Annotated in this window: 23 protein-coding genes; 13 read left to right on the top strand and 10 right to left on the bottom strand. The window is 51.9% G+C overall.

Going from position 1 to position 20,222, the window contains the following annotated elements:
* Positions 1 to 69: 69 nt before the first annotated feature.
* On the top strand, positions 70 to 792 hold the full coding sequence (locus PG728_RS04000; RefSeq protein ID WP_270625970.1) for a hypothetical protein: 723 nt from the start codon (positions 70 to 72) through the stop codon (positions 790 to 792).
* A 45-nt stretch (positions 793 to 837) separates the two neighbouring features.
* Here PG728_RS04000 and PG728_RS03995 read toward each other — a convergent pair whose 3' ends face one another.
* From PG728_RS03995 to PG728_RS03970, 6 genes are all read right to left on the bottom strand, one after another.
* The gene (locus tag PG728_RS03995) at positions 838 to 2,808 is read right to left on the bottom strand and encodes a DNA polymerase (protein WP_270625969.1); all 1,971 of its coding nucleotides are present in this window, start codon (positions 2,806 to 2,808) and stop codon (positions 838 to 840) included.
* 77 nt (positions 2,809 to 2,885) lie between these two features.
* Complete coding sequence (locus PG728_RS03990; protein ID WP_270625968.1) at positions 2,886 to 3,440, bottom strand: DUF2815 family protein; 555 nt, start codon at positions 3,438 to 3,440, stop codon at positions 2,886 to 2,888.
* A 6-nt stretch (positions 3,441 to 3,446) separates the two neighbouring features.
* Positions 3,447 to 4,604: a DUF2800 domain-containing protein gene (locus PG728_RS03985; RefSeq protein WP_302968327.1), complete on the bottom strand. Its 1,158-nt coding sequence runs from the start codon at positions 4,602 to 4,604 to the stop codon at positions 3,447 to 3,449.
* Positions 4,597 to 5,007, bottom strand: a complete 411-nt coding sequence (locus tag PG728_RS03980) for a hypothetical protein (RefSeq protein ID WP_270625967.1) — start codon at positions 5,005 to 5,007, stop codon at positions 4,597 to 4,599. The genes PG728_RS03985 and PG728_RS03980 overlap by 8 nt, the downstream gene beginning before the upstream one ends.
* Complete coding sequence (locus PG728_RS03975; protein ID WP_270625965.1) at positions 5,004 to 5,264, bottom strand: hypothetical protein; 261 nt, start codon at positions 5,262 to 5,264, stop codon at positions 5,004 to 5,006. The genes PG728_RS03980 and PG728_RS03975 overlap by 4 nt, the downstream gene beginning before the upstream one ends.
* Entirely contained in the window at positions 5,265 to 5,792 is a 528-nt protein-coding gene (locus tag PG728_RS03970; protein WP_270625963.1) for an RNA polymerase sigma factor, read from the bottom strand. It abuts the gene before it with no gap.
* 467 nt (positions 5,793 to 6,259) lie between these two features.
* Between PG728_RS03970 and PG728_RS03965 the strand changes: the two genes are divergently transcribed.
* From PG728_RS03965 to PG728_RS03950, 4 genes are read left to right on the top strand one after another with little or no spacing between them, the layout of a single operon-like run.
* On the top strand, positions 6,260 to 7,387 hold the full coding sequence (locus tag PG728_RS03965) for an ABC-three component system protein (protein WP_270625962.1): 1,128 nt from the start codon (positions 6,260 to 6,262) through the stop codon (positions 7,385 to 7,387).
* Complete coding sequence (locus PG728_RS03960; protein ID WP_270625961.1) at positions 7,384 to 7,611, top strand: ABC-three component system middle component 7; 228 nt, start codon at positions 7,384 to 7,386, stop codon at positions 7,609 to 7,611. Before PG728_RS03965 ends, PG728_RS03960 begins: the two co-directional genes overlap by 4 nt.
* A complete protein-coding gene (locus PG728_RS03955; protein WP_270625960.1) occupies positions 7,601 to 9,322 on the top strand; it encodes a DUF2326 domain-containing protein in 1,722 nt (573 codons plus the stop codon). The genes PG728_RS03960 and PG728_RS03955 overlap by 11 nt, the downstream gene beginning before the upstream one ends.
* Positions 9,319 to 9,543, top strand: coding sequence for a helix-turn-helix domain-containing protein (locus PG728_RS03950; protein WP_270625959.1), 225 nt, complete (start codon positions 9,319 to 9,321; stop codon positions 9,541 to 9,543). Before PG728_RS03955 ends, PG728_RS03950 begins: the two co-directional genes overlap by 4 nt.
* Before the next feature lie 82 nt (positions 9,544 to 9,625).
* Here PG728_RS03950 and PG728_RS09355 read toward each other — a convergent pair whose 3' ends face one another.
* The 4 genes from PG728_RS09355 to PG728_RS03935 form a co-directional block, all read right to left on the bottom strand.
* On the bottom strand, positions 9,626 to 9,928 hold the full coding sequence (locus tag PG728_RS09355) for an IS3 family transposase (protein ID WP_363928439.1): 303 nt from the start codon (positions 9,926 to 9,928) through the stop codon (positions 9,626 to 9,628).
* Positions 9,921 to 10,112 carry a hypothetical protein gene (locus tag PG728_RS03945; RefSeq protein WP_270625958.1) on the bottom strand — a complete coding sequence of 64 codons (192 nt, stop codon included), beginning with the start codon at positions 10,110 to 10,112 and terminating at the stop codon, positions 9,921 to 9,923. Before PG728_RS03945 ends, PG728_RS09355 begins: the two co-directional genes overlap by 8 nt.
* 354 nt (positions 10,113 to 10,466) lie before the next feature.
* On the bottom strand, positions 10,467 to 10,721 hold the full coding sequence (locus tag PG728_RS03940; RefSeq protein WP_270625957.1) for a hypothetical protein: 255 nt from the start codon (positions 10,719 to 10,721) through the stop codon (positions 10,467 to 10,469).
* 207 nt (positions 10,722 to 10,928) lie between these two features.
* Positions 10,929 to 12,154, bottom strand: a protein-coding gene (locus PG728_RS03935; RefSeq protein WP_270625956.1) for an IS3 family transposase whose coding sequence is annotated in 2 segments (ribosomal slippage) — positions 10,929 to 11,875 and positions 11,875 to 12,154 — 1,227 coding nt in all. Because the reading frame shifts where the segments join, the coding sequence is not laid out codon by codon here.
* Between the two features lie 271 nt (positions 12,155 to 12,425).
* Between PG728_RS03935 and PG728_RS03930 the strand changes: the two genes are divergently transcribed.
* The 8 genes from PG728_RS03930 to PG728_RS03895 are packed head-to-tail and all read left to right on the top strand — an operon-like array spanning position 12,426 to position 19,604.
* Positions 12,426 to 14,126, top strand: coding sequence for a carbamoyltransferase C-terminal domain-containing protein (locus PG728_RS03930; protein ID WP_270625955.1), 1,701 nt, complete (start codon positions 12,426 to 12,428; stop codon positions 14,124 to 14,126).
* A complete protein-coding gene (locus PG728_RS03925) occupies positions 14,104 to 15,279 on the top strand; it encodes an amino acid--tRNA ligase-related protein (RefSeq protein WP_270625954.1) in 1,176 nt (391 codons plus the stop codon). Before PG728_RS03930 ends, PG728_RS03925 begins: the two co-directional genes overlap by 23 nt.
* Complete coding sequence (locus PG728_RS03920; RefSeq protein WP_270625953.1) at positions 15,279 to 16,217, top strand: ATP-grasp domain-containing protein; 939 nt, start codon at positions 15,279 to 15,281, stop codon at positions 16,215 to 16,217. Before PG728_RS03925 ends, PG728_RS03920 begins: the two co-directional genes overlap by 1 nt.
* A 47-nt stretch (positions 16,218 to 16,264) precedes the next feature.
* Positions 16,265 to 16,507, top strand: a complete 243-nt coding sequence (locus PG728_RS03915; RefSeq protein WP_270625952.1) for a hypothetical protein — start codon at positions 16,265 to 16,267, stop codon at positions 16,505 to 16,507.
* A gap of 41 nt (positions 16,508 to 16,548) precedes the next feature.
* Entirely contained in the window at positions 16,549 to 17,064 is a 516-nt protein-coding gene (locus tag PG728_RS03910; protein ID WP_270625951.1) for a dCTP deaminase, read from the top strand.
* Between the two features lie 2 nt (positions 17,065 to 17,066).
* Positions 17,067 to 17,606 (top strand): dCTP deaminase, encoded by a 540-nt coding sequence (locus tag PG728_RS03905; protein WP_270625950.1) that lies wholly within the window; start codon positions 17,067 to 17,069, stop codon positions 17,604 to 17,606.
* Positions 17,603 to 18,751 (top strand): MFS transporter, encoded by a 1,149-nt coding sequence (locus PG728_RS03900; RefSeq protein ID WP_270625949.1) that lies wholly within the window; start codon positions 17,603 to 17,605, stop codon positions 18,749 to 18,751. Before PG728_RS03905 ends, PG728_RS03900 begins: the two co-directional genes overlap by 4 nt.
* A 43-nt stretch (positions 18,752 to 18,794) precedes the next feature.
* On the top strand, positions 18,795 to 19,604 hold the full coding sequence (locus tag PG728_RS03895) for a class I SAM-dependent methyltransferase (protein ID WP_270625948.1): 810 nt from the start codon (positions 18,795 to 18,797) through the stop codon (positions 19,602 to 19,604).
* Positions 19,605 to 20,222 lie beyond the last annotated feature (618 nt).

Raw genomic sequence — 20,222 nt, 5'->3', positions numbered from 1 at the left:
GGGGGTTTCATTTCCGTTTAGAAAGCGTGTACCGCTGCTTTATGAATGATGAAGGGTAAAATTGTTTAAATGGGGCGCCAAGCTGGTTATTACGAATGGGACGACGATTCACTCACTCCTGGAATGAAGAAGGAGGGAGGATGGAGCCAAAACCTGTTCGATGAAGATGGCCGACTTAAGGCAAACGCTCGTTTTGTGCCGACTGATGAGGATTTCGAATTCAGTTCCGGTTACGTCACCGACACTATGTACATTTCGAGTGGAGAGCGCCAGTTAAGAGAAGAAGACAAGGAACTGGCACGATTACTTGCCTTAGCAGTTTCCAATCTCATCGGTATTGGCATCGAGCGAGCTAAGCCACATGTAAAAAGATGGTGGAATGAGACCGCCTGGCCTTCGATAAAAGAGACGGCATCGAAGATTTCACGCCCTCGACCCAGATTAAAAGCAGCCGAAGTCCTCGCGGAAGCCAAGAAAGATACTGTATCCAGTGATCAGGTAGTTGAAGTTTCCGATGAAGAACGTATGGAGATGTCCCCTGCGGAAGCGCAAGCACGATTGATCGCCGCTGCCGCTGCTCGCGCATACAGCGACCAGCAAATGAGGCTAGTCACAAACGCCAACATCGTCGACGCCAACGGCGTAGACGACATTCGCAGACAACTGGCTCAACTTCCTCAAGAGCAACTAGCGGCATTGATTGAACACATGATGCTCAACCCAGCTGCTCTTGAAGAAGAGAGTCTTGCAAACCTGGCGAGTTTGCTTCAACCGCAAAGACAGCTCCAGTAAGAAGAACCCGTAATCCGCAAACTGGACGCAGAAGATCGGTAGTACTTAGTCCTTTTGGTAGTAGTTGCATACGTAGCCGTCTGCATCTAACGGAAGCCCGTCAGCCCAGTCGGGCAGGCTCGACATCAACCGACAAATCTGTTCAACACTTGCGCCCGATTCCACGGGTTCGTCGACGACGATTTCGTCATGGACGTGCATGACGATCTGATGCCCGGCATTGGCGACGTTGTGCATGCCGTGAACGAGAAGATCGCGGGCAACAGCCTGAACAATGTTCTCAACCAGTTTGCCGCCGTATGTTTCGAGCCGTCCCCACCGCCGACCTGTCGTCACGCCCCAGTAGGTGATGGAGGTGCCACCGAACTTATTCTCGCCCAGACCAGGTTTCACATACGCCAACCGCCGCCCTGACGGCAGGGTGATGAATAGGATCCCGGACTCAACACTGAACGTCAGGTTACGTAGCTGCACGGTCTGTTTGGTCGTGATCGCTGTCAAGGCTGAGTCTTCGACTTCTTGCCACAGCCACACAATGTTCGGGTTGGCTGCCCGCCACGCATCAACTATGGGTTTCAGCTCGTCTTCGGATAACCCCATCTTTAAGGCTCCCATTGCTTTGAGCGCACCGATAGAGCCGCCGTATCCGCAAGCCAGTACCGCTATTTTGCCTTTTTGTCGTAGCTCGCTGTTTGCGCCGTGTTTTTCAACTGGAACTTTGAACATGCGACTAGCAGTCTCGCAATATAGATCCTTGCCGTCACGGAAGGTCTCGAGGGTAGTTTTTTCACCTGCGAGCCAGGCAATCACGCGGGCTTCAATAGCGCTGTAGTCAGCGATAATAAAACGGTTACCCGAGGTGGGTATGAAAGCGGTGCGGATTAGCTGAGAGAGCGTGTCTGGTACCGAATCATAGAGCAGCTCCACGGCTTCAAGATTTCCGTCTTTGACTAGGGTGCGTGCCTGGTCGAGATCAGGCAGATAATTGCGAGGTAGATTCTGCACTTGAACTAACCTGCCTGCAAAACGTCCGGTACGTCCTGCTCCATAAAACTGTAGGAGTCCGCGCGCTCGCTTGTCCGCCCCAGAGACGCTTTGCATGGCGTGGTACTTCTTGACGGAAGATTTTGCGAGATCTCCGCGCAGCTGAAGTATTTCTTTAACTATTCCGGTAGCGTCCTCGAGGGCGGTTGCGACCTCAGTTTTCGTAAGCGAGTCGAGAGGGCAACCGTTATTAGCCAGCCAGTCTTTAAGCTGTATCGGGCTATTCGGATTATCTAAACCCGTGATTTCTTGTGCTCGAGACAGAGTTGTCTCGCGGTGTTTTTCATCGAGGGTAACGGCGGCATCCACAAGGGTCGCATCGAGCTTGATCCCAGCATCGTTAATGCGCTGATCCAAGGTATAGGCTTCCCACTCCTCATCCGGTACGGGAAACTTTGCCAGGCGGGTGTGGATGGCTTGTTCGACTTTCACGTCGTGGCGGTTATATTTGATCAATGCTTTCCAGCCTCCCGGATCCGAGGACGGTAGATTACGGCGCGCGCCCTTGTGGATCAGGTTTGGGGCGGCTGGGGTGCAGAACTGCTTGATTAGTTTCTTACCAGCTGCATCTTTCTTTACTGGTAAATTCAGTACTTTTGCTACTTGGTCTAGGCTCATTGGCATCCCAAGATATGCAGCCCAGATCATGGAGCAGCGCCACTGAGTAGGATCTAGGAAACTGCCTTGAGGTAATAGTTCTGGATGGTGGCGGTGTAGCCAGGCGGATAGGCAGATGCGTTCGAAGGATGCGTTGAACGCCCACTTAACCACGCCAGGATCCACCAGAGCAGCAAGTATTTCGTTGGGTAGTTTTTCTCCGCTCGCCAGGTCAACCACCTGCACTGGCTGCTTGTCTATGGCGTAGCCGAACAGGAGGATCTGGAAGTCAGGATGGGCAGCATAGGGGTAGATCCCAGTCTTGGAGAGATTAAGGGGGCTATAAGTTTCCAGATCAATACTCAAATAACTCAAGGTTGCAATCCTTCAAAATCAGGTGTGGTGGGCAGCAGCCATACAGTTACTGCCCACCACCGGTGTGCACTTACCTGCTAGTTAAGGAAGTCCTCGTTAGCAGTAGAAAACGCCGCGAAGTCTTCCTCAGCGCTGACGTGTCCGCCACCGAGCGGTTCACCGTCCCTAAGCTTTTGGACATTCCCCAGTCCGCAGGCGATCCCTTTATTGCCATTGGTGTTGAAGGCATAGAAGGTAATACTCGCGCGGCCGTAGCACCCTGAGTAGACCTGGGAGCGATCCAAGATTGGGGCGAGCGACTCGTCTACCACTTGAGGTGGGGTAGTGGAGTTAGCGTTGACAAACATCGAGTTCGCGTACGCTTCGTCATCGCGTTCTGTATCCCCGTCACGCAACGGTAACTTCAGTGCAGCCTTGTTTGGACGTTTACCGCCGAACTTGGCTGTGCCTGCTTCAATGGCTGCATCGATAGCGGCCTCAATCTTCGCCAACGTGGCTTTATCAGATTTGGGAATGATGAGGCTTACCGAATATTTCGGCTTTGATCCTTGGATGGATTTCGCCTCGAAAAGATTCGCGTACGAAAGACGTACTTCGCCGGTGACGACTCGAGTTGGATTCTTTACTGACATGGCTATTTACCTTCTTTCTGTATTTTTCTTGGCTTTATCTTTTTGAAATTCTTCAACCGCACTAAGTGGTATCGCGGGTCGTTTATCGGTTTCAGGTACCAGTGCAGGTTTACCGGGTGGCTTGATAACCAACTCGCCGAGGAGCTCGCTGAACCGTTTCTTGCCCAGCTGTTTCTGCAGCGCCGTAATCGTCTTGAGCCTCTGCTCAAAAATGTCGTTAATCCCAGCAGCCTGGGCTGTCTCCACGACTTTGGTTTCGTCGACATATTTGCGGATCGAACGACCCTCGACGAGTTTGAAACCAGACCAGGTCTTGCCTTGATTGACCGCAAGGGACAGTGCGTAGGACTCGACATCGGATGCCCATCTCTTTAAGTCAGGTAGTTTCCCGAGCACCTGGGCAATCTCTGTATCGGAGAGTTGGGCTGGGGGAGCGAACTCGTATTTGGCTAACTCCAGATTTTTCTCGGCCCTGGTGCGGCAGGTTGGTGCTATTTTGCAGAAACGACACCAGCTACCTGCGGCAAAAGAGCCTTCGCCTTTCCCGGCCAGCTTCGCTGTCGGTCGCACAATCTCTTCAGCCCAGGTTTGAAGATCCGCCACGCTGACGTGCCAGGTCGCTACGTTGGAGCGTCTGGGCTGGAAAATCGTCACCGCAACCTCGTCGATCTCGTAAAGAGTATCGAAACCGTGAAGCGCGCCGAGAGCATACAGCATCAATTGCGGATTTTTCTCGGCCTCAACCAGTACGCCTTGCCCGTACTTGAAATCAATAATCTGCAGCAAAGGTTCGGCAATAATCACGCAGTCGCCGGTCCCAAATCCGCCAGGCACCAGATGAGAGTAATCCAGACGTTGCTCGATGAGCGTCACCGGATCCTTGCATGTCTTGCGTGCCTCACGCAGGCGCTCTTGCACGAAAGCAAGATAATCGTCGGTGTGAGCCTCCATTTCACTATCAATCCAGGTGGACTCAGGTTTTATGGTTGGCGAAAGGTGTAGAGCGCGGCGTAGCTTCCACTCCGCAAGAGCGTGAGCGATGGTGCCTTGTTCTGCAGCAGTCGAAGTAGAATCCGGTAAGCCCGCCTCCACTAGGGCTGATGGCGGGCAATTCAGCCATCGGTGCGCACCAGAAGCTGATAAGAGGGCATGTTGATCAGGCATCAGCAAGTCTCTTTGCCCGCGCCAGCAACCACTCATAGTTGGCGGGATCTACTTCCGAGAGACGGTCAGCCCCCGCATCCACAATCAGCTGACGTACCTGCTTGGTCAGTCCTTGACTGGAAAGATCAGAAAGGACTGCGCGTACATCTTCAAGTGAGAGCGCCAAATCTGGAGTGCTATCGTGAGGCGAATCTTCTGCTTGCGACTGGTCATGTTCAGCTGCTGCAGCCTCAAGGGATGGCTGAGCGAGCTGGGCAGCAGCAATAGGCCGCGTACCTGGCATGCCGGCATGATCCTCGATGCCTTCCCAGGCAGCCGATTCCACATCAGCCGCTAGACTAGTAACCAGCTCAGCAACACGATTAAGAACAGCAATAACGTTGTTTGTCTCCGTGATGTTCACTTCGGCTCACCGCCTTTAGCCACGCCCACAGCTTCAGCTAACGCCATCAAAGAGTCCTCAGACTTGGCTGCTTCGCAAACTTTCACTTCCACACTGTCGGCCTCATCACCTGGAAGCAGAATCGCCATCTTGTGACGAGGACGGCTCCTGCCGAACACCTTCCGCAGCAAATACCGCGAGGGACGAATCTGGCGAGTAGCAAGCAGCGCGTCCGGGTCGGGTCGGCGAGCAATTGTTACCTTGAGTTTCGTAGTCATTTATTTTGTTCCTTCCTGAGCGCTGCCTTGTGCCTCGCTCAAAAGAAGGCCAGAAACATCCGAAGAGTTAACCCCTACTGTGAGCAGCGCCTGTCGTAATCGCTCCGTGGCTTTCTTCAACGTTTTCGAGATCGCTGCTTTTGACACGCCCCGCTCGGCTGCCACTTCGACCGCTGGACGCCCTTCGAGAAAAACCGCGATTACAACCGAGCGCTGCACTTTGGGTAGGTTCGCGATTGCATCGAGAAGTAGCTTTCCCACCACACGGATAGCGTTTTCTTTCTCTTCGATAGTTTCCTTGTCACAAACGATGTCTTCGGGCGATGGGCTAGCTCCAGCCTTTTGCGAGCCGTAGGCGTTGTAGACCTCCCAAGAGCAGAACCTGACGCCTTTGCGGTCTTGACGGTGATATCCGTGTTCGTTGTTGTATTCCTGGCGGTCGAGCTCAGTGACGATTTCAACCCAACGGTCTTCGGCTTCAACAACAATCGGATCACCAACGACGGACTGGTAAGTAATGAATCCCATGAGTGGGGTTCCCTTCTTCTAAAGGGAGACCCGCTCGAGGAAGCAAGCTCGCGTGTCAACGAATCCAGGCACGACGGGGTAGAGAAACGAAAAGGCAGGCACCCAGATGGATGCCTGCCACTTGCTTCTCTTACGCGTCTCCTTGATAGTTGACGGCCTTGTGTGATCAGCACGCGGCACCTTGTAGGAGCACCGGCCACGGACGCGGCTGGTTCACCTCATCGGGTTCACGCCGTCGACTGTGTGAACCCTGCTCTCCAGAACATCGCGTCGAGGTCACGCTCGTGTCGTGTCGATCATCTGCCGCATCCTGTAGTAGAATGTGAAGAAGTTCTTCACGAACGTGATTCGGTGCAGTGTTGTCCGAAGAGCTGTTTTCAGGCTACGAACATGGCTGTTCGTAGCCGTGAGAAACCGTGAGGGGCTTTCGTGAGAAACCGTGAGACTTTTTCGAGGGCAGGAGGGCGATGAAGTTCTTTGAACTCGCTGACGCGCTCCACCCTCTCGTGCCCGGAGGTCTTGCTCGTGCACCTTATCTGCGGGAATTGATCTCGATGTTTACGACCGTGACCGAAGCCGAGTGGGCAACGCGTGCTGATCCTTCCACGTTGCCCAGTGATGCGACGCTGGAGCGAATGGCTTCGACCGACAAGGCTTTCACGAAGAAGCTCGCCAAGGCGATTACTGCCCGCTGGGGGGTCAAGAATTTCGTCACCGTACTTGATGATCTTGAGCTTGAAACTCAGCAGCTGATCACTGACAACATTGCCGCCTACGGCGAGCAGGTACGGCTCGATCATTTCCCCGAAGATGTTGCACGCCTCCTTGTTGAGGTCGTTCACGAAAAGGCGGGCACCGATAATGGGAAGGCCAAAGTACTTGCCGAGATCGCTGTGCAAGCAGCTCGGGTGCGATACGAAAAGCTTCTCCTCGCACGCTCACGCGGATGTACGAATTGTGGCAGACCGCTGGGAATCTCATCCCACGGACAGCAAACCGACTCGTATGCGATCGTCTTCCTCGACTGTGAAGAGAACGAATACTCCGCTGATGATTTCGCGGTCGTGTGTAAGCCTTGTGGGGAGAAATACGAGCTCAGTCACACGCCACAAGATGTAACCAAATTGCGCCAGTCCAATAAGGCGCTGTCGTTGAGTGACCGGGTTGATGAGGGTCTTGTTCCACTCGGCTTGGATCAGAAAATCACGCAGTTGCTCATCGCGATCCATAACCTTCCGATTGAGGATCTCGCCACGGACGTGACCTATGACGTGATGCCGATGCAAGCGAAACTCGATGATGTGAAACTTGTGCGGCGGGTGCGTGACCACATGAGTATTTACGAGTCGGTTGTGCGGGAGAAAGCTAAAGCCCTGGAAGAAGCCGGGAAACTCGATTTTGAGCGGATGCGGGATGATATTTGGGGTGCGTGGCGTGTTCTAGTTGATGCAGGGCTGAGCCAAGATGAGGTGTGGGCACGCCTGACCGAGTGGATCGACCAGCACACGCAGGTTGATGAATACGCCTGCGGTGTTGTGGTGTCATTCATGACCCAGATCTGTGAACTGTTCAAGCCTGGGAGGCAGATACTGTGATCCGTCTGCCGAACAAGCTCTACCATTTCAACGAATCCGTGCTCGCTGACTTCGTCACGATTCTCAAAGCCTTAGGCGATGAACCGATCTCGGTGCTGGAACTCCAACGAACCCTCGCACAGGACCTACATACCGAAGACCTCATCAACGCTCTGACACTGCTACTCACAATCGGCACCCTTGACATCGATGTCAGTGAAGGAGTGATTCGTCGTGCTCACTAGATTATGGTCACCTGCGTTCAAGAAGGACGGCGAACCCCGCCCTGTCATCTACCTGCATGCCGGGTTGAACATCGTTGAAGGCGCAGACGAGGCACAAAACTCCATCGGCAAGTCCACGCTGCTCCAAATCATCGACTTCATCTACGCCGGGAATGACTTCCTTAACTCTGACGCCGTACGACTCCCGCAAGCAGTCGGCCACCACGCCATCCACTTCACCCTCAGACTGAACGGCACGGAGCACCACTTCGTTAGAGCCACCGACCGGCCCGGGTTCGTGACCCGATACAGTGACCCGAACTGGCGTGAGGCCGTAGAAGACCTCAGCCTGGGCGACTACCAGCAGTTCCTGCTCGATGAGTACGGCCTCGAGGAAACAGGCGGCACGTGGCGTGAGCTCGTTGGACGATTCAGCCGCGTCGATGAACGCGACATGGCGCTCCTCGACAGGCCACTGGCCGCAGCTGCCCGTGCCAACGACATCGAAGGCGCGAAAGCACTCCTGCGGCTGTTTGGTGCCTACGAGGAGATCGAGAAGATCCAGTCCCGTTACGACAAGGTGCGCAAAGAGGTCGACGCGCTCAGCGCGATGGCGAAAGGCAAGTACTCCAACTACATCAAGTTCACGACAAAGAAGGAACGCACCGCCGCTCAGAAGGAACTCCTCCAAGCCCGCAGCGAAGCGAAACAGCTTCGCACCCACGCTGACCTCGACCTGTTCGAAGCCGAGCGTAAAGCCAGGCACGAGCAGGCGCAGCGCCGCGCCGAGCTACGACCACTCACACAGCAACTCGACGCGATCAACAGCAGACTCACGATCGTGGAGGCGACCCTTTCTGGGCAGACGCGCATCACCACCCGTGACCTGGAAGAGTTCTACGAGTTCTTCCCTAACGCGAACCGTGAATCCTTGGAAACCATCGAGTATTACCACCACCAGCTCACCGGCATCCTTGAAGACCAGCTCCGCGAGCAGCAGCGCCACTACCAGGCACAAGCAGCTGAGCTGCAGGTCGCCATCAACAATCTGCAAGCGCAGATTCTGGCGCTCGGCGAATCCGTGCAGCTCGATGACGAGATCTACGACCAGTCCGCCCACCTGCAAGCCAGGATAGACCGCCTCGAAGAACAGATCCGCACCTTCGACCACAACCAAGAGCTCAAGAAAGAACGCAAACAGCTCAAACACGACATCGATGAGGCGATCCCCAACACCCTCGGGCATCTCACTGAGACGATCAACGCACAGATGAAAACCGTCAACAATACTCTCTATCCGCAGCAGCACCGCAAGAGCCCGCTGTTCACGTTCAAGGCCGCGACCAAGGGCGTCTCCTACACGTTCGACCACAACGGTGACACTGGCTCCGGTGCTAAGGCCAAGAACCTCATCGTGTTCGATCTCTCCGTCCTACACAGCACACCGCTACCATTCCTCATCCACGACTCAGCAATCATCAAACCCGTCGCCTTCGCACCCGTACGAGCGCTACTCGCCATCTATGCCAGCAGCGGCGCGCTCGAAAGTGGTGCGGGTGAACCCAAGCAGGTGTTCTTCTCCTTCGACGCCACCAAAGCCTACGGCACCGGAGCCGAGCAAGTCGTTACCGAAAACCAAATCATCCACCTTGACGAAGGCACCGAAGCCCTCTACGGCTTCACCTGGAACCTCGAAACCGACCAGCACGAAGCAGGAGACAACCAGCCGTGACCATCACCTTCAAACCACTATGGAAACTCCTCATCGATCGAGACATGACCCGCGAGGACCTACGCCAGGCCACAGGCCTATCACCAGCCACCATCGCTAAACTCGGCAAAGACGGCAACATCACCACCGACGTCCTAGCCCGCATCTGCGCCGCACTTGAGTGCGATGTTGCCGACATTTGTGCCGCAGTTGCGCTGAACGAGGATGGGGTAAATGACTAACAGCTTTGACTTCGGCCACGCGAACGCAGGACAGCGCAAAGCATTCGAAGCACCATAATGTCAGCCAAGCCCACAGCAGACCCTAGCAAAGGAAGACACACTCAAGTCGAGTGGCTCGAAAAACCCAGCCCACACCATTACCGTGCCAGGTTGAATCGAACTGGAAATCAAGAGCCCACACGTCACCCGGGTACTGGCCAGCAGGAACATCACGATCTGTAGCCACAGCCAGACGCTTGCGCTTCTTACGTGGCAACACGCGCAGTCCTTCTTCATGCCACAGGCGGCGCAACGTCTCCCGGCACACCCCATACCCTTCAGCAAAAGCCGTCATCCAGGCACGCCGGTGTCCCCACCGACGATGATTCTTCGCAAACTCATGCATCCACGCGTAGGTCTGCGTACTTATCCGGCTTGCCCTCACAGGCTCTCGCACGCCGATAGGCGCTACGGGAGAGCCCGACAATCCGGCAGGCAAATCTTTGACAATAGCCCAGCCCGACCAGATGCCAGATGGCATCATGGCGGCGAGCTGGGCTTAGAAGTTTCCCTCCGATAGCTGTTTCCACGCCGCTTTCTCCAGCTCAGTCTAACCAAGCAGGCGCTTCAGACGCGTGTTTTCCTCACGTAGACGCTGGAGTTCTTTCGCTTCGCTGTTCGTCATCGACCCATACGTTGCCTACCACCGATTCAGCGTGGCTTCGCTAATCCCGAGCTCGGTGAGAATCTGAGCCGTCGTCGATCCTGATTCCCTCAACTCCCGTGCTTTGTCAAGCTTGCGAACAATTTGTTCGGGCGTGTGCTTACTAAACTTTCTCACCATTACTCCATTCTCCCCACCTAGTGGCAGGGAATCAACGGACAACACTCAAGACACCTGGACCCAAAAACCAAGGACACTCCAGCTGTGCGGAATCATAAAGCTAGTATGCTCCGCGGTCAGCGTATGATTCTCCATTTGGCCCGTAGTGGTCATGCCCTTTGTCACTGTAAAATTTTTCGCCGGATACATGACCCTTTGCGATAAGAGTTTGTCCCTCACGGCTGTTTTGACCAAAAGAGACCGTGACTTCTTCCCCAGATTCAGTGGTGGCATAAACAGGTGCTGTCCAGTTGCGGTCTCCGCCTGCATTTTCCCCGGTTCCAAATTCTGGATTTCCTTTAGGGTTATCTCCCATTTCAATCACTTCCTCGTCAACTTGAAATATGAGTTTTGTACCTAACCAAAAGCTGCTTTTGCCAACACACAGCCATCTCAATTGTATCTTTACCTCGCCTATACCGCTAGAGCTCGGCGTACCTTATGTATTTTGAGCGCGAAGGCGGTGTGGTGCCTCATTTAGTTTGAGCGCGAAATTGAAGTGTCCTGGGTTTTGTTCCGCTTTTTATACGGGGGTCAGCTCGCTGACCCGAGTTTGATTATACATATCGATGATGTCGGCTGGAGTGCGGTATCCGAGCGCTTCGTGTAGGCGCTCATTGTTCCACCAGTGCACCCAGTTCATGGTGGCGAACTCAACCTCTGTCAGTGATACCCAGGGGTGGGAGTAGATCAACTCAGCCTTATACAGGCCGTTGACCGCTTCGGCTAGCGCGTTATCGTAGGAATCACCCACCCTCCCCGTGGAGGGTTTGATTCCCCAGTGAGCGAGTTTGTCGTTATAGGTAATACTCGTGTACTGAGATCCGTGATCTGAGTGGTGGACCAAGCCAGACAGGTGCTCTTTAGCGTTCATGACTGCCTGCTCTAACGCTTCCAGCGGTAGAGCCTCTGTTTGCATGGTCGATCTGGTTGCCCAGCCTACAATCTTTCGGCTATAAACATCGGTTAGGAACGCTGTATACACGAACCCCGATAGGGTTCGAACATACGTGATATCAGCAACCCATAGTTCGTTGGGCTTACTGGCCGTGAACTGCCGGTTCACCAAATCCGGGCGAGAATCTGGTACTTGAGCGGGTCTGGTTGTTATTGCTGTGCGTCCCCGGCGAACACCAGCAATCCCAGCGATCCTCATGATCCTAGCGACCTGGTCACGATCAATATCCCAGCCCGCGCGCCTGGCTGCGTGCCACATCTTGCGAATACCATAGACGCCAAAATTGTGTGCGTGAATCTCGCGTAGTTCTTCAGCAAGAATCCGATCACGAATGCTTCTGGCGCTTGCTGGTCTGCTCTTGGCTAGCCGGTAGCCGCGAGAGTTAATAAACCCTCCTTCCAAGCTAGCCCTAAGTGTCCGGCAAATCGGCTCGACCCCGAAACGACCCCTATATTCGTCAATATAAGCAATCATCATCGGGCCGGTCGGTCGAGCTCCGCTGCGAAAAAAGCCGAAGCAGTTTTCAAAATCTCATTCGCCCGGCGCAGCTCCGCATTCTCGCGTTTGAGCCGTTTGACTTCCTCATGTTCTTCACGGGTCATCCCTTGCCACTCACCCGTGTTAACAAGATGCTGCTCATACCAACGGCGCAATGACTCGTTTGCGATCCCCAGCTTCGGAGCAATCTCATTAACCGCCCTCCACTGCGAACACGAGCCATCACCAGCTAAGCGATCCACGAGCATACGCACCGCCCGATCCTTAAACTCCTGAGAATACCTCTTAACCATGCCTCAATCCTCTCAAAAACGAGTAGGAACAAAACCCAGGACACTTCTAAACAGCCCAAACTACTTTTAGCTTCAACCGGAGAGCGAGCATTGGTCAGGTAGCTCCTGTCAGCTCAATACAAATTTGTTTAGCTAGGTTAGCCTATAGTAACTTAGTCGTTCATAAGTAATAGTGCGGTTAATTATCGGATAATTATCGGAATACGATTGGCGGGGTTTTTGGATCTTGCGACGCTGATGATGCCCATCCAAGCTCTAAGGAGAGTAGAAAATGACAGTCGTCGTGGGTATTAATATGTCTAATCATCCAGAAACTGGAAAGCCAACCGCTGACGGTGGAGTGGCAATCGCTATTGACAACGTGGTGCGCTATGCCTGCGCAGAGGAGCGGGTTAGTCGATTGAAGTATGATGGCGGTTTCCAACGTAGTCTGCGTAATGGAATGGACGCACTCGGTATTACAACAGATGCTATAGATGTGGTTGGTCTGGTTGGTTTCGGGCAACAGGTTGGTGCGGAGTTGCCTAGCTATTTGGCAAACGAGGTACGAGCTGAGGTTGGGAAACAGGCGCGGTTGGTATATTGCAGCTCGCACCATGAAGGACATGCTTGGGCAGCGATTGGTCAGCTGTCCCTTAAAGACGCTTTAGTGGTCGTCATCGACCATAGTGGCAGCGTCATTGAATCGGCTAAGGGTGGACTTGATGACGCGCGGGTTGAGCAAACCTCTTATTACCTGTGGCGGGATAATTGTCTAAAACTCGTTTCGAGAGATCATGACGCTCCTGGCGAGATTGGATATGGTCGTTTCTACAGCAAGGTTACCCGATACGTTGGTTTCGGCAGTTATCATGATGCTGGCAAAATGATGGGCTTAGCTCCGTTTGGTGCGAGAGAGCGGATTGGTTTAATCCCTTTGGCCTTCGAATCGAAAGGAGGAAGGGAAACTACAGCTGTCACAGACGATGTATACAGTGAGGATGGACTTGTTGATCTGTCAATATGGCTCCGGGATCACGGCTCTACGCATCCCTATTTGAAAGCTTGGGATTTCGGGGATATTACTGCGGAAGGCGCAGATTTAGCGGCTTGGGGTCAGCTCAGTTTGGAATCCTCGGTGTTGCGACGGGTGCGCCCGCTGGTCAAAGAGTATGCTCCCGCGCATGTCATTGTCTGTGGGGGTGTCGCGCTAAACTCAGTACTGAACGGTTTGCTGGCACGTGAGCTGACTAGCGATGTGAGAATCCCCGATTCCCCTGGTGATGCCGGGCTGTCCGTAGGTGCCCTTCAATTCGCCCTGAGATCCACGGGTAATGAGTTACTTAGTGGTTTCACCCCATACATCGGTCGACAATACACTGCTGATGAGGTGCAAGCGGCGCTCTCTTCGCTCCACAGCGATGACTATATGGTTGTGAAGCTTGATAATCCGATTAGTGCTGCGGCCGACGCACTGGCTCAGGGACAGGTAATCGGTTGGTTCCGAGGTCGTAGTGAATTCGGGCCGCGCGCCCTGGGTAATCGTAGCATCCTATGTGCAGCTTCCAATCCCTGGATAAAGGAAAAAGTGAATGGATTTGTAAAGAAACGTGAGTGGTTCCGACCCTTCGCTCCGGCTGTTTTAGCTGAGCGCGCCGATGATTACTTTGAGATGGGCGGTTCGGACAGCCCTTATATGATGAAAACAGTGTTTGCTAGAGCTGACCGTAAACACGAGATTCCATCTGCTGTGCATGTTGACGGCACTGCGCGAGTGCAAACCGTCTCCCTCGAGGACAATGCTGATTTTCACGCACTGATTGCCGCCTATGAGCGTCGAACGGGCATACCCGTGTTGATGAATACCAGCTTCAACGAGGGTGGTATGCCTCTTATTGAAACGCCAGGTGATGCGGTTAAGGCCTTTGTTAGCTTTGGTGCTGGTATGGATCGGCTCTATGTGGAGAACTATGAGATACGACGCGCTAACTAATCAGGGACTACCTTCGCGACAGGTTGATTTAACAGGCGTGGTGATTCGTTATGACCGGTTCTCTGCGACTTTCATTCGAATCCTATTGCAAATTGATGGTCTCTATATTTGGGCGGTCCGGAGCAGCAAATCAATTTCGAAAGCTGATAGCCAGCATCCGAGGATTGGCGCTTTAGTGCGGGTGACCGGACACTGGAAGATATTTAAGGGAAACTACGAAATTGAGGTAGAGACTCTCGAAATCGTTGCGCAGTCTACTTGTTGGGCTGGTGGCAGACCAGCACGTTCGACCGAGCTACTTGGTTTGCGCTCTCTAGTGGTTCGAGAAATGCATGCTTTGTTTCGAGATTGGGACTATATGCCGGTTCAATCTCCGACAATCGTCTCGGAGTGGGCACTCGGAGATACGGTACCTTTTGAGATGCAATTTTACGATCGCAAAGAATTTCTTTCCATCAGTAATATGATCTATCACCAGATGCTCGCTTGCAATGGGTTTAACAGCTTTTATGAGATTGGTAAGCTGTTTAGGCGGGAGACGCCTAGTAGCCGTCGCAAGTTGGCAGAGTTCACTATTGTAGATATCTCGCGAGTTGGAGTTGGTATCGACAGTATCATGAGCGATTTCGAGCGGCTCATTTTAGCAAGTGTAGCAATCTTGAATCGACATGCTAATTATATAACTGCTATCGAAAAGGTAGATTTTGAGACCATTCGTTGGACCGATTTGACTGCGCTAGCAGGCGGTAGTGGTGGTAATGGCTCTCAGCTCAACTCAGCTTGCAGACAATATCTAGACAAGCACTATGACTCATTCGTTTGGGTTACAGGTTTCCCTGTTGAGAAACGACCATTTTACACTAAAGCCACTGATGGTTTTTCCCATGATTGTCAGCTGTGGTATCGCGGGCGGCTCTATTTGGTAGCGGGTAGTCAGGTGGAAACTGATCCGAAGCTATTACGTGAACGGATTCGCGCCAAAGGGTCTCACCCTAGTCGGTATCGTGATTTTTTTGATGTCGTAGATGCTGGTATGCCGCTGGTGAGCATGGCTGGTATGGGACTCGAAAGATTCCTATCGCTGGTTCTCACCGATACAGTCGCTGCTGACTTCGCGGTGTCTCCGCGTTATAAGAATGGAAGAGTTTTTTGATGAGAAGAAAAATGATTGTCTGCTTGAAGTTCCCGGAATTTCTTTTGTCTCGTGTGCTAAAGCTGGGGGCTGAGGTGATTTTGGTTCGTGATGCATACGATGTTTTGAACGAGCCATTATCTGATGAAGTACGGACTCGGTTGCGTGCTGTTTACGAGGTCGACCGGCTGGATTCGATTGAAGAAATGTCTGGTGTTTTTGTTGACCTGGAGTTGAAGTATCCAAGAGCCATTTCTTCGGTACTTTCCGGAGCTGAGTACGGCATGTTTAGCGCTGCATATCTGCGGAGTGCGCTGGGTCTCGACCCACGCGAGCCAGACTTGGCTATTACAGTACGAGATAAGCGATGGATGAAAAAAGCATTCTCTGATGCCGGAATCCCGTGCGCACCTATTATTTCAAATTACCAACCGGGAGATTCGGTGCCGAAAGAAATGTTCCCAATTGTTGCGAAACCAGCGGCTGGAACAGGATCTTTTAACACGGCGATTCTGCAAACAGCGGACGATTTAGATGCCTTTGTCTCGACAGAACAATTACATCCAGCGCTTGCGTCGCATCAGTGGGCGATCGAACAGAAGTTGGAAGGGGATGAATACCACGTAGACATGATCTGGCAGGGTGGTGAGATTGTTTTTACCAGTGTAGGTCGCTATATGGTACCTCGCCTTGTTGCGCTAGATAAGCCGTCACGTAATGGATCGATTATTCTCTCACCTGAAACGCACGCTGAACTTTATAGAAGCTTTGGCGAATTAATGACCAAGTTTGGTGTGGCAAAAGGGTTAACATCCGGAGTTACGCACGCAGAATTTTTTGTTGACGCCAACGGTCAGCCTTATATATCTGAAGTGGCTACCCGTTTTGCTGGGGGGCTGTCCCAGAGGCGATTAATGCAGCATTCGGAGTCGACATTATCGATGCGTGGCTTAAAGTAGAATTGGGGCTTGAACCGGACCTCACAGGGTGTGCGGAAGGATATCGATTGGCCGGTTGGTTGGCCGTTTCACCGACTAAAAATGGGCAGATACGTGCTGTGCCCACCAAGGCAGAATACCTGGCTAGTGAGGGAGTAGTCGATGCTGTGGTCAAAGTTGCACCTGGTCAGGACTATAGGCATGACAATCCCTCTAATTGGTGTGTGCTGGTCACTATCGCTGCACCGGATGAGAAGTCATTTATGGGTCGCTGTGATGATTTGTACGCAAGGTTACCAATCCAAGTTTGATTCTTCTGTACAAAATAGTTCTATACCAAATAGGAGCAATAATGATTCTTACCGGCAATGAAATAGCGCGGGAGGTTAGTCGGAGGCGTATCAAGATTTCGGGATTCAATCCAGCGCGATTGTCCACCAATTCTTACGATTTATCGCTCGGGTCAACGCTATTGAAATACACAGAAGATGTTCTCGATCCACGCGTTGAAAACAGTTACAGTACCTTTCAGATTGAGCCAGACGGTTATAGAATGCGGAAAAATGATTTTTTGCTCGCAGAAAGCCGTGAATACGTGGGTAGTGATCACTATGTTCCAATTATCCATGCCAAATCGGGAACCGCGCGCCTAGGCTTGTTCGTACATGTGACTGCTGATCTAATAGATATTGGCAGCTACGGAAAGATAACCTTTCAATTGTACTCGACGCTTCCCGTGATGCTACGACCAGATTGGCTTATAGCTCAGGTATCTTTTTGGGTTCCGAAAGGGGACATCGAACTCTACGATGGTAAGTATAACGGGAGCGAAGGACCTGTCGCCTCGCGTGCCTATTTAGGGAAGTAGACATGATTCTGACTGGAAGTCATATTTCAGCGGAGCGGGCCGCAGGTCGGATAGTGTTGGATCCTTTCGCCAGCAATCAGATAAACCCGAATAGCTACAACTATCGTTTGGGATCCTCTTTAAAAATACCCACCGTGCACTGTGATGGAACGGTCACTTTTGAAACCCTAAGAATAGGCGCGAAGGGTCATGTGCTGCAGCCGCATACCATGTATCTTGGATCTACTTTAGAGCTAATCAGTAGCTATGTGTACGCTATGTCCTTGATTGGACGTAGTAGCCTCGGTCGTCTTGGTCTTTTTTTACAGGTATCAGCTAATCTTGGACACACCGGATCTGCGCATCACTGGACTCTAGAATTGGTTGCTGCGCAACCAATTCGGATTTATCCCGGCATGATAGTAGGTCAAGTTACATTTTGGGATAATGTCGGCGACATTCCAAAGAATAATAGTTTTTTTGCGCGACAGCATGTGCCAACTGAGTCCCGGTTTATGGCTGGTTGGGCGTTACCCAAGGCGGATGGAAAAAACGCCTTATGATTCCCTTGCATTTGACGCCCTACCGTACTGGTCTGGTATTCTCTGCTGCCAGACTAATACCTAGCAGCTTCTCTTTTATCTACCTTTTGAACAAAGGTCTGAGTCTATCAGACGTCAGTAGTGCGCGTTTAGTTCAGCTCCTAGCTTTACTTGTTCTTGAGGTTCCCTGTGGGGTCTTAGCTGATCGTTTTGGACCGCGTCTGTCGCTCCTTATATCCGTATTTGCTTCTGCCTCCTGGCTTGGTGTTATGGTGTTAGTTGATAATCTGGCTACGTTGATTGTTGCTGAATTACTTAACGCTGTCTCGCTGTCACTATTCAGCGGCTCATTCGAGATATTGCTACGCGATACTCACAAAGCCAAAAATCCGTTGGCGAACTTCGGTAAAAATCAGTCGCTCTGGATTGCAGTAGCGTCTGTCTTTGGCGCACTCTTTGCAACTGTAGTTTCTCGTCAGGCTGCGTGGATTCTAGCTGCCGTAATACAGGCATTGTTGTTTTTGCTGCTTTGGGGTGATATTGGGAGAAGTCGCCGGGATTCTCTGGCGGTTCCTACTTATTTTTCTTCAGGGGAAGAGTGCGAGTTGAGGCGTATCTTCCTTAGCGTTCGATTTGTGCCAATTGGTTTGTGGATAGCTTTTACTACTCCGACTCTTGTGTTCGATGTTTTACTTCAGTTTTGGCAGCCGATTGTCGTGATGTTCGGGATTCCATCCGAGAATAACGTTCTTCTGGTGTTGATCTCGCTTATCGTCATGGTATCGATGTCGATGGGGGGTGCTCTGGAAGAGATGGCGGTTCGACGCTGGGTCATCCCGACTGCTATCGCTGTAATGCCATTGCTGAGTATGATGGTGTTTGTTACTGACGGTGTTCCCCGACTCTTCTTGGCTGTGCTTGCGATTTGCCTGCTTGTCATCGTGTCAACCGCGATGCGTAGCCGTGCGACATATCAAGTCACTCAGGCTGTTCGGGGTGACGTAGAAGTCACAGCTTTCAGCTTGGTATCTGCGATTTCGCGGGTAATTTCAGGCTTACTGATTGCAGCTGTTGGAGCCTTCCTAGGCTCTGTTTCCAGCGTGATAGTGCTTGTGCTTATGCTTACGGCATTAATAACTATTTGTTTTTTGGTTGAGCGTACCTGAGGAGACACGATTGTGCATGGCATAGTTATCTAGTTTCGGAGGAATGATGACGCAGAATTTGAAGTATTGGTCTGAGTTAGCCGAAATCCACAGTCGTGGTGATTATTATCCGGTAGAAGAGGTGATTAAGGGAGGCAACACGCTACGGGAGATAGAGCTTGAAATGTTAGCTAATCCCGAGGGGCGACGATTATTGCACTCACATTGCCACATAGGTCTCGACACAATCTCTTTGGCTCGGTTTGGTTTTCTTGTAACAGGGATTGACTACTCTCCAACCGCAGTACAGCACGCTCGACGAATAGCTGATCTAGCAGGCGTTCAAGGTTGCAAGTTCTTGGTTGCAGATAGCAGTGAACCTGCCGACCCCACTATAGCCGGTACCTTCGATATCTACTATGCGTCTTACGGCGTGTTGGTTTGGGTTCCCGATGTTGAAATATGGTTTAAAAGCGCAGCTACCTATCTAATGCCCGGAGGAGAGCTAGTGCTGATTGATGAGCACCCGTATGCTGCTACTTTCGATAGCGGAGAGGCTAGCGAGTATCCGCCTGTGTCTGCGCCATATTGGCAGACAGCCGGTCCCTATATCACTAGGAATGAAAAGTCGTACTCTGGTGATTCTGATTTGATTATTCAGAACGCTCAGACCAAATGGCCACACGCGCTTAGTGAAATTCTATCCGCAGCGAGTATAGCTGGGTTTCGGGTAATTGAACTGTTAGAGTACCCATTCTCGCACTATCGGTCAGTTCCCGAGATGATTGTTGGAGATGACTATTATTATCACCATCCGCGATGGTCTGAGAGTGTACCCTTTCTATTTTCGCTGAAACTAATAAAGGAGAGATAAGAGGAATAAACCAATATAGGCTATGCATCGCCTAAGTCTGCGTACAATATCGTGGCGAACTAATCATTGAATCGCTGTCAAACTTGTTGTGGATGGGAAAGATAAAAGTGTGAAGCGGTTTAACCTGACTTGCAAAAACCATTCTTCACGACGGGGAGAGTCAACAGGAAGTTTTTCCAACAGTCTCAGATGCTCTCCGTTATAGGCGTACAAACCCGATGCAAGCTCCTCAATATTTCGAGCAACAACCAGCACTACACCGAGTCAGTGCGTCTATGGAAATATGCGTACAACCTACGTAATCGTTACTAGTATAACACCAGCGACCGAGACGGATCACTACACAACCGCAAAGGCTCGGCAGGACGCTCCCACTAACCCACGACACGCCCGAAAAATAATCCGCACCCCCTTTTGGGCATTAACCAGGATTTTGCTTATTTAGTATCTGAACCGAAGCCAACCGGTCAATTTATCGGGGACATCTTCTAGCGCCAAGCCATACTTTTTAGCGGAAGCCAAACAATTTAGCGGCTATGCCGAGCAGTCACACCAGCACCCCAAAACCAGACTTTGCGGGCCCTATACTACCCCAAACCCAAGCACCACGAACCATCG

This window comes from Varibaculum timonense, from assembly GCF_027694345.1.
GTDB lineage: Bacteria > Actinomycetota > Actinomycetes > Actinomycetales > Actinomycetaceae > Varibaculum > Varibaculum timonense_A.
This window is presented reverse-complemented; position numbering and strand designations above follow the sequence as displayed.